Origin of the sequence: Streptomyces sp. NPDC056527 (assembly GCF_042794475.1) — a bacterium.
GTDB lineage: Bacteria > Actinomycetota > Actinomycetes > Streptomycetales > Streptomycetaceae > Streptomyces.
Genome location: NZ_JBHTTQ010000175.1, coordinates 1 through 8,288, shown reverse-complemented (window position 1 = coordinate 8,288; position 8,288 = coordinate 1). Strand labels below are relative to the sequence as shown.

Sequence of the window (8,288 nt, the reverse complement as noted above, 5' to 3'; positions counted from 1 at the left end):
TTTACCCCCCCACCCCCCAACCCCTTATATTCCTCCGTCTGGGGGGCGGGTTTTTTTTTAAACGCCCACGTCACCGCCGGCGCCCCCACGACGCCCGGCGGCACCCCCGCCCCCGCGTCTCGCTTCGGAGCGAGGTTCTCGGGCCGGCCTCTCGTGCCAGGGCATCCGGCGTCCACGTATGCGGTAATGGAGTGAGGGAGTGGGGCGGCCAACGAGTGTGAGGTCGGCTGTGAACGAACGTCGTGCGTCATCGGCAGACGGTCCGCCCACGCCTTCGGACCTGCCGACGGACCGCGTGGACACCGCACTGCGGAACATGGCCGACGGCTTTCTGCTGATGGACGGCGACTGGCGGATCTTCTACGCCAACCCGGCCGCCGAACGGCTGTTCAGTGCGGGTGGCCGCGGTGCGGACACCGCCGTGGGGCTCCTGCTCTGGGAAGCGGCCGAGGGGTTCCGGCAGAACGGGGAGCTGGAGCGCTGCTGCCGCGACGTCGCCGAGTCCGGTGAGCCGAACGGGATCGACGTACGCCGTCCCTCGGACGGCCACTGGTACCACCTCCGACTCGTGCCCGTGCCGGACGGCATGAGCGTCTACGTCAGCGACATCGACGAGACGAGACTCCAGGAGGCCCAGGCGAGCCGAACGCGTCACACCGCGGTGCAGCGGGCCGAGCGGATCAAGAACCTCACGGTCGCCCTGTCGGGGGCACTGACCGTCCAGGACGTCGTATCGGCGGTGGCGAAACGCGTCCTGCCGCCGTTCGGCGCCTCCGGACTGACCATCGGAGTCCTCGAGGAGAGCAGGGCGAACCGCGTGCGCGTCGTGGGCGCGGTCGGCTACCCGGAGAGCTTCACCGCGATGGTGGAAGCCGAACCGGTTCCCGCCGTCTCGCCGGTCGCCGACGTCCTGAGGACGGGCGCCCCGCTCTTCGTCGACACGGTCGAGGAGCACATCCACCGCTACCCGCACATGGCGCATCGCGTGCATGCCTCGGCCAAGAAGTCATGGGCCTTCCTTCCCCTCATCGCGTCCGGACGGCCGATCGGCGCCTGCTCGATCTCCTTCTCGGAACACCGCCGGCTCGACGACGCGGAGCGGACCCTGCTGATGGCGCTCAGCGGTCTGATCGCCCAAGCCCTCGAACGGGCCCGACTGCACGATGCCGATCGCGACCGCGCCCGTGAGCTGCAACGCGAGCTCCTGCCGCGCGATCTGCCCGCGCTTCCGGCCCTCACCGCGGCGGCGCGCTATCTGCCGGCGGGGGAGGCCACGGACGTCGGCGGTGACTGGTACGACGTACTGCCCCTCTCGTCCGGCCGCGTCGCCCTCGTGATCGGCGACGTCATGGGGCACGGTCTGACGGAAGCCGCGACCATGGGACGCCTCCGGACGGCCGTGCGAACGCTCGCCGACCTCGAACTGGCCCCGGACGACCTGCTGGTGCACCTGAACGACCTCGTCGCCGACCTCGGCGAGGACCTCTACGCGACGTGCCTGTACGCGGTCTACGACCCCACGGACGCCGGCTGCACCTTCGCGTCGGCAGGCCACCCTCCGCCCGTGCTCGTGGAGCCCTCCGGATCGGCGCGCTTCATCGACCTGGAACCGAACTCCCCGCTGGGGGTGGCCGACCCGCCGTTCGAGACGCGTCGCCTGCACGTTCCCGACGGCAGCCTGCTCGTCCTCTACACGGACGGGCTCGCCGAGACGGCCACGCGATCCATGGGCCGGGGCATGGCCCTGCTCAAGGCGACCCTCGACGAGGCCCTGGGACACGCGGGCTCCGGTGGCGGCCCCGCGACGGAGCACGATGACGCGTCGGACCATGGCGGCCTGCCGGATCACGCCCTCGACCGACTCTGTGACAGGCTCACCGACGCGCTTCTCCCGGCGCCGTCCGACGCGACCGACGACGCGGCCCTGCTCGTCGCCCGCCCCCGCTCGTTCAGGGCGTCCGACATGGCAGGCTGGACCCTCCCGGAAGGTCCCCTGGCAGCCGGCCAGGCGCGCGCCCTGATTCGCGAACAGCTGGCCGAGTGGCACCTCGACGATCTCGTGATGGCCACGGAACTGATCGTGAGCGAGCTGGTCACCAACGCGGTGCGGTACGGACGTGGCCCCATCCGGCTCCGTCTCCTGCGCAGCGACTCGCTCGTCTGCGAGGTGTCGGACGGCAGCCTGACGACACCTCATGTCCGCCGGGCCGCCGAGACCGACGAGGGAGGACGGGGGCTCCAGTTGGTGACGGCCCTTTCACATCGCTGGGGCGCCCGGTACGAGACCGCGGGAAAGTACGTGTGGACCGAGCAGCTGCTGCCCACGGCGACGGTCGCCAGCTGAGGCAGGCGTGCCGGCAGGCCCGCACCGTGCGCCGCCGGTCCGGATCTCTGTGCGTCGTGTCCCTTGAGGAGGGTGGAAGCAAGGCCGTGGGGTGACAGGCTGCTGCGCGGGGAGGCGGGGTCGTTCGGTTCTGGGGACCGGCGGTTCCGCCGTGGGGAGTCCGCCTCGGGCTGCGCACCGGGCGAGCGGACTCACGTGCGGTCCGCAGCCCGTGGGGGGCTGCGGACCGCCTTCTCGCGCGGCCGTCGGCGTGATGACGGGAGCGGCCCCCGCCGTGGGGCGGGAGCCGCTCGATTCCGTACGGGCGGGGCCTACTTCAGCCCGAAGGCCCTGATGATCTCCTGGCTGACGCTGAAGCCGTCGGGGCCCTGCGCGGACGCGCGCAGCGAGACGAACGAACCCGGGCGGTCCGGGGTGGTGAACTTCGCCGTCCAGCGACCGTCCGCCGCCTTCGTCAGCGGCACCTGCCGCCAGGTCCCACCGTCGTCGTACGAGACCGACAGCGTGGCCGTCTCGCCCTTGAACTGCTCGCCGGCGAACCAGTGCTGGGTCTCGGCGCCCAGCCCCATCGTCAGCTTCCGGCCCGCCTCGGCGTCGCCCCGCAGGTCCGTCGGCACGTCGAGGGAGAGGTTGAGCACCTTGAGGTCGTACTGGCCGTAGTCGCCCTCCGCGTTCGGGTGGTGCGTGAACCCGTACTCGGTGCGAATCTTCGTCGAGGTCCGCCAGACGGCGGCGTCACGGGAGGACACGGCCACCACGCGGTAGGGCTTGGACTGCCGGGGCAGGTTGACCGAGAACGCGCGGCCCTTCGACTGCTTGACCAGTGTGTCACCGTCGTACAGGGAGATGGTGCCCGCGTCGTACTCGGCGTTGGGCATCGCGCCGGAGTGCCCGCGGCCCGAGTCGGACCACATCGGGATGTTGACCTGGACGCCGTTGTACGTCGTGGCCGTGCTGACGTACCCGTAGCCGAACCGCGGGTGCTGCACCGGGGCGAACCACTCGGCGGTGTAGGCGCGGTCGGCCCGGTAGCGGTCGGCGTCGCCGCGCTGCTCCTGGTCGGCGAAGTAGTCGAAGCCGACCTTGTGGTTCTCGTACCAGAAGCTGTTCCCCTCCTGCGGGGTCACGTACTCGGTGCGAGCGTCCGGGAACGCCTCGTACTCCGCGAGGCCCACGCCACGGCCGCGGCCGATCTCGCGGACGGGGATGTAGTAGCGGAACCCGCTGCCCACGGTGTCCTTGTGGCCGTAGTACTTGCTGGTGACCTTGGCCAGGTCGTCCTCGCTCGGCCGGTAGTCCAGGGCGCGGTCCGGGATCGCGTCGCGGTAGACACGCACCAGGTCGTAGAGGTAGTCCGGGAAGCGCTTCTGGTCCACCCGCAGAGTGCCGCGGCCCGACTTCGCCTCGTTGATCAGCCGTGCGCCGTCCCCGGCGCGGACGGAGGCCACGGTGATCGCCTGGCTGCCGTAGCCCTCGTACAGGCGTCCCCGGCCGTCGTTGACGCTGATCAGCATGGCCGCCCCGGCCGCCGCGGCGTTCTTGCCGCGGGTCGCGGCGTCGACCTCGTCACTGCGCTCGACGATCACGGCCTTGCCGCGGGCGTCGATCCTCTCGTAGTCCGCCTCGGAGCCCTTGCCCGCGTAGACGGTGGCGAGCCTGCTCCTGCCGTCCTTGAACGCGGTGCCGTTCTGGCCGGTCAGCTGCACGTCGTGCCCGCTGCCGGTCTCGGCGTCGAGGAACTCCTCGCGCAACCGCCAGCGCGTCATGACGCTGAACTCGCCCTTGGCCACCTTCTCGGTGGGGCTCAGATAGACCGTGTCGTAGTACGGCAGCAGGACGAACTGGCTGTCGAAGCCGATGCCACCGGAACCCGTGCCGTCCTCGTACATCCGGTGGAAGTCGAGCACCGTCTGCGATACCTCGGCCTCCCTCGGCGCGCGAACCGTGGCCGCGCGCGCCTTGCTCGCGTCCAGCGTCACCGTGGTCGGCCCGGCCACCACCGTCTCGGGGGCGGTCAGCACCGCCACGCCCAGCGAGTCGGGGCGTTCCCCCTCGACATCGAGATAGGTCCAGGCGGTGTACGTGCCCGGGGGCACCCGCAGCGTGGTCCTCCCCTGCACGGCGATGGAGACGGGGGTGCGGTTGCCCTCGAAGGTGAGGGCGACGATGCCGTTGGCGGGCTTGCCGTCCCGGCCCTTCAGCTCCAGCGTGTAGTCGTAGAGTTCACGCTCCTTGTACAGCGCGAAGCCGGTGTGGGCCGCGACGGTGTCGCCGTCCCTGGCGACGACCTGGCCGGAGAAGGAGGTGTTGGAAGGGACGTCCGTCGGGTCGAGGGTCAGCGTGACGGCGGCGGAGCCGTTCGCGGGGACGGTGACGGTCGAGGCCGACAGGGTGTACGCCGGGTCGGCGGTATCGAGCGACAGGTCCAGCGTCACGTCGGAGTCGCCCGTGTTGCGGTACGTGAGGGTGCGCTCGGTCTTCGCGGCGCCCTGGTAGGGCCACTTGTAGACCGCGGCAGCGACCGAACCGGTGGCCTCGACCGTCGTGTCGACGGCCTTGGCGACGTCCAGCCGGCCTGTGCCCATCGCGTACGGGCTGTAGGCGTCCAGCTTCTTCGATGACGACATCAGCGCGTTCTTGATGCGCTGGCCGTCCCAGTCGGGGTGCCGCTGCTTGAGGACGGCGGCCGCGCCCGCGACGTGCGGGGTGGCCATCGAGGTGCCGTTCATCGACCGGTACATGCCGCCGGTCCACCCCGGCACCGCCTGCGAGGCCGCGGCGCTGATCGCCACTCCGGGCGCGGAGATGTCCGGCTTCAGGGCATAGGAGTTGACGAGCGGGCCCTGGCTGGAGAACGAGGCGCGCTTGTCGGTCTTGTCGACCGCGGCGACGGTCAACGCCGAGGCGGCCGAGGCAGGGGAGCTGACGCTGCCGGGGCTGGAGGAGTTGCCGGCGGCGATCACGAAGAGCGGGCCGCCGTTCGCGGACAGGGCGTTGACGGCCTGCGCCTCGGGAGAGTCGCCGTCGTCGCCGCCCTGTGAGCCGAGGCTCATGGACACCACGTCGGCGCCCTGGGCCTTCGCCCATTCCATGCCCTCGACGATGCCGGACTCGGAGCCGTAGCCGCTGTCCGCGAGCACCTTGCCGACCAGGAGGTCGGCGCCGGGCGCGACGCCCTTGTTCGAGCCGCCCGACGCGGCACCGGAACCGACGACGGTCGAGGCGACGTGCGTGCCGTGGCCGTGGCCGTCGGTGACCTCCTCGCCGGGGATGAAGCTCTTCGTCCCGACGATGCGGTCCTTGACGTCCGGGTGCGTCGGGTCGATGCCGCTGTCCAGTACGGCGACCTTGGTGCCCGTACCGTCGAAGCCCTTCGCCCAGGCCTGGGGTGCGCCGACCTGGGGGACGGACTCGCTCAGGGCGGCCTTCACCCGGCCGTCCAGCCACAGCTTCCCGATCCCGCCGTCGAGACTCCGCGCGTTCTTCGCGGCGGGGGTGACGGCGTTCCAGAAGGTGCGCGCCCGGTCCTTGTCGGCCTTGAGCGCGGTCGCGCCGATCGACTCGAGCGTACGGACCCTGGCGGCACCCATCGGGGCGGCCGGGGGCTGTGCGGAGCGGGACCTGGGGGCGGAAGCGATCACCGGGATGCCGTCCGCGTGCTTGTCGTCCAGCTGCATCCCGGCGAGTTCGGTGACGTTGAACAGCCTGCGGTCGACCCGGTCGGCGGCCAGCAGCGGCATCACCTCGGCCGGGAGCACGTAGGTGTCCTCGCCGTAGCGCTGGATGTGCACTCCGCCCGTGGCGCCCTCGGGGCGGTCGACGGTCACGACATCGTTGCCACCGGCGATCTCCCGGTAGTGGACGACGTCGCCGGTGATCAGCGTGATGTCGTAGGACGCCGTGGCGTCCTGTCGTGGGGCCTGTGCCTCGACCGTCGTGTCTGCGTTCGCCGCGCTCTGGGGCAGCAGCAGCCCGCCGCCGAGTGCGAGCGCGGTGGCGGTCGCGGCCAGCGCGGACCGCCGTCTGGGTATGAAGACCATGCCCGAGATCCTTACGGAGCGTGTGCCTCCGCGCACCGGCCCGCGGGCGGCGGGTAGCCGCCATGGCGCCAACCCGCCGCCGGTGAAGCGGACTTGTGCGCGCGGTGGATCGCGGCCGCCGGACAGAGCATCACACCGAGCCCGTGACCCGCCGAGCCCGGTGACCGGCCGCTCGGCTGCTTCCTCGGCGCCCCGCCGCCACCGGCGGCCGGGACCGTCGCCGTCCCCGCCGCGAAGCGAGGAGGCGGACCCGCGGAACGGCTACGGCGATCCGGGGCTGCTCGCCCGCCTGTTCTCGTATGTGACGCGGCCGGACCCGAGCTTCCCGATCGTCACCCCCTGACCGCGAGGGCGTCCGATCGCGTGCCTCGGCAGCGGTGCCCACGCCCGCTAGCTCTGCTGTGCCACGTCCCGGGCCTGCTGGGCGATGTGTTCCAGGACGACCTTCGGGTCGGCGGACGGCGCGACGGCCTTGCCGATGTTCCGCTTGATGGTGTTGCTGATCTGGAGCCAGGACGGTTCGTTCACCGGGTACAGCCGGGCGCCGCGCAACGCGGTCAGGAACTGCTCGGCGCTGGGGTCCGCCGCCGCGTAGCGGGACGCCTGGGTGGCGGACACCGTCGACGGCAGCAGGTGGTAGCGCCCGGCGAACTCGCTGAGGTTCTTGTCCTCGTAGACGAAGTTCAGGAACGAGCCCACCAGTTCGCGATTGCCGTCCTGCTTGAAAGCCATCATCCAGTCGGCGACGCCCGCCGCCGGCGGGGCCTCCCGGTCGCGCAGTGTGTCCGACACCGGCATGGGCAACGTGCCGACCTTCACGCCCTTCGCCCTGGCCTCGTGGAGGAGCGAGGGATAGCCGTTGACCATGCCGACGTCGCCGCGCAGGAAGGCGGCGAAGGCGTCCTGCCGGTCGAGCTCGGCCGGCGGGACCGGGCCGGTCAGGGCGGGCATGACCAGATTGTCCTTGATCCAGCGGAACGTCTGGGTGTTCCGCTCGGACGCGATGCTGTAGCGGCCGCTGCTGTCGGTGTACCCGCCGCCGTTGCTCAGTTCCCAGATCAGGGCTTCGGCATGCGCCTCCTCGGGGCCGAGGGGGAGGGCGTACGGGTAGAGCACGCCCTCCTCCTTCAGCGCCTCGGCCGCGTCCTTCAGTTCCGACCAGGTTTTCGGCGGCTTCGCTCCGGCCTCGTCGAACAACTCCTCGTTGTAGAAGAGCAGTCGGCTGCTGGCCACGAAGGGCAGGCCGTAGAGGGTGCCGTCGACCGAACCCGCCTCCGCCAGCGGCGGCAGGAAGTTCGCCTCCGCTCTGATCGACATCACCTCACTCGCGGCGTAAAGGCGGCCCTGTGCGGCGAAGTCGGAATACGCGCCCATCAGTGCCACGTCCGGGGCGTTGTCCTCCTCGACCATGCGGGTGACCTCGCGGTCGACGTCGGCCCACGGGTAGAGCGTCACCTCGACCTTCTTGCCGGGGTGGGCGGCGGTGAAGGCCGCGGTCAGGTTGTCCCAGTACGCCTTGGAGCTGGTCCCAGGGCCCGCGCCGTACTCGGGGGCCACCAGGCGCAGCGTCGTTCCGTCGCTCCCGGACGAGCCGCAGGCGGTGACGAGGGAGCCCAGTAGTCCGAACGCGGCCACGGAGGCGGTCATGCCGAAGAGTCTTCGTCGCATGGATCTTTCCTGTTGATCTTTTTTGGTCAGTGCGTCCGAAATTCTCTCCTGGTGCGGGGTGTAATTGCGCCCCCTACCGAACGGTTGTGGTCATATCTCCAACTCGGAGCATTCCGAATGGTGTCTTCCGATATGCCGGTGCTTATTCCGACGCGCGTAGAACCCTCCACGATGTCCAGAGCGACTCCGGTGAGGAGCATTGACGAATGGACGGCAAAGGCCGGCACCTGTTTCGG

3 protein-coding genes are annotated in these 8,288 nt (G+C 70.7%); 1 reads left to right on the top strand and 2 read right to left on the bottom strand.

Annotated features, from left to right (window positions below):
- Nucleotides 1-295 precede the first annotated feature (295 nt).
- Complete coding sequence (locus tag ACFQ7Q_RS36750; RefSeq protein ID WP_383563173.1) at nt 296-2,344, top strand: SpoIIE family protein phosphatase; 2,049 nt, start codon at nt 296-298, stop codon at nt 2,342-2,344.
- A gap of 311 nt (nt 2,345-2,655) precedes the next feature.
- Here ACFQ7Q_RS36750 and ACFQ7Q_RS36745 read toward each other — a convergent pair whose 3' ends face one another.
- Together ACFQ7Q_RS36745 and ACFQ7Q_RS36740 are read right to left on the bottom strand one after the other, a co-directional pair.
- The gene (locus ACFQ7Q_RS36745; protein ID WP_383563170.1) at nt 2,656-6,384 is read right to left on the bottom strand and encodes a S8 family serine peptidase; all 3,729 of its coding nucleotides are present in this window, start codon (nt 6,382-6,384) and stop codon (nt 2,656-2,658) included.
- A gap of 390 nt (nt 6,385-6,774) precedes the next feature.
- On the bottom strand, nt 6,775-8,052 hold the full coding sequence (locus ACFQ7Q_RS36740) for an extracellular solute-binding protein (RefSeq protein ID WP_383563167.1): 1,278 nt from the start codon (nt 8,050-8,052) through the stop codon (nt 6,775-6,777).
- Nucleotides 8,053-8,288: the final 236 nt, after the last annotated feature.

Bases quoted from the DNA above. Each gene is read 5' to 3' on its own strand.
- ACFQ7Q_RS36740 (WP_383563167.1), bottom strand. From the start codon at position 8,052: ATGCGACGAAGACTCTTCGGCATGACCGCCTCCGTGGCCGCGTTCGGA.
- ACFQ7Q_RS36745 (WP_383563170.1), bottom strand. From the start codon at position 6,384: ATGGTCTTCATACCCAGACGGCGGTCCGCGCTGGCCGCGACCGCCACC.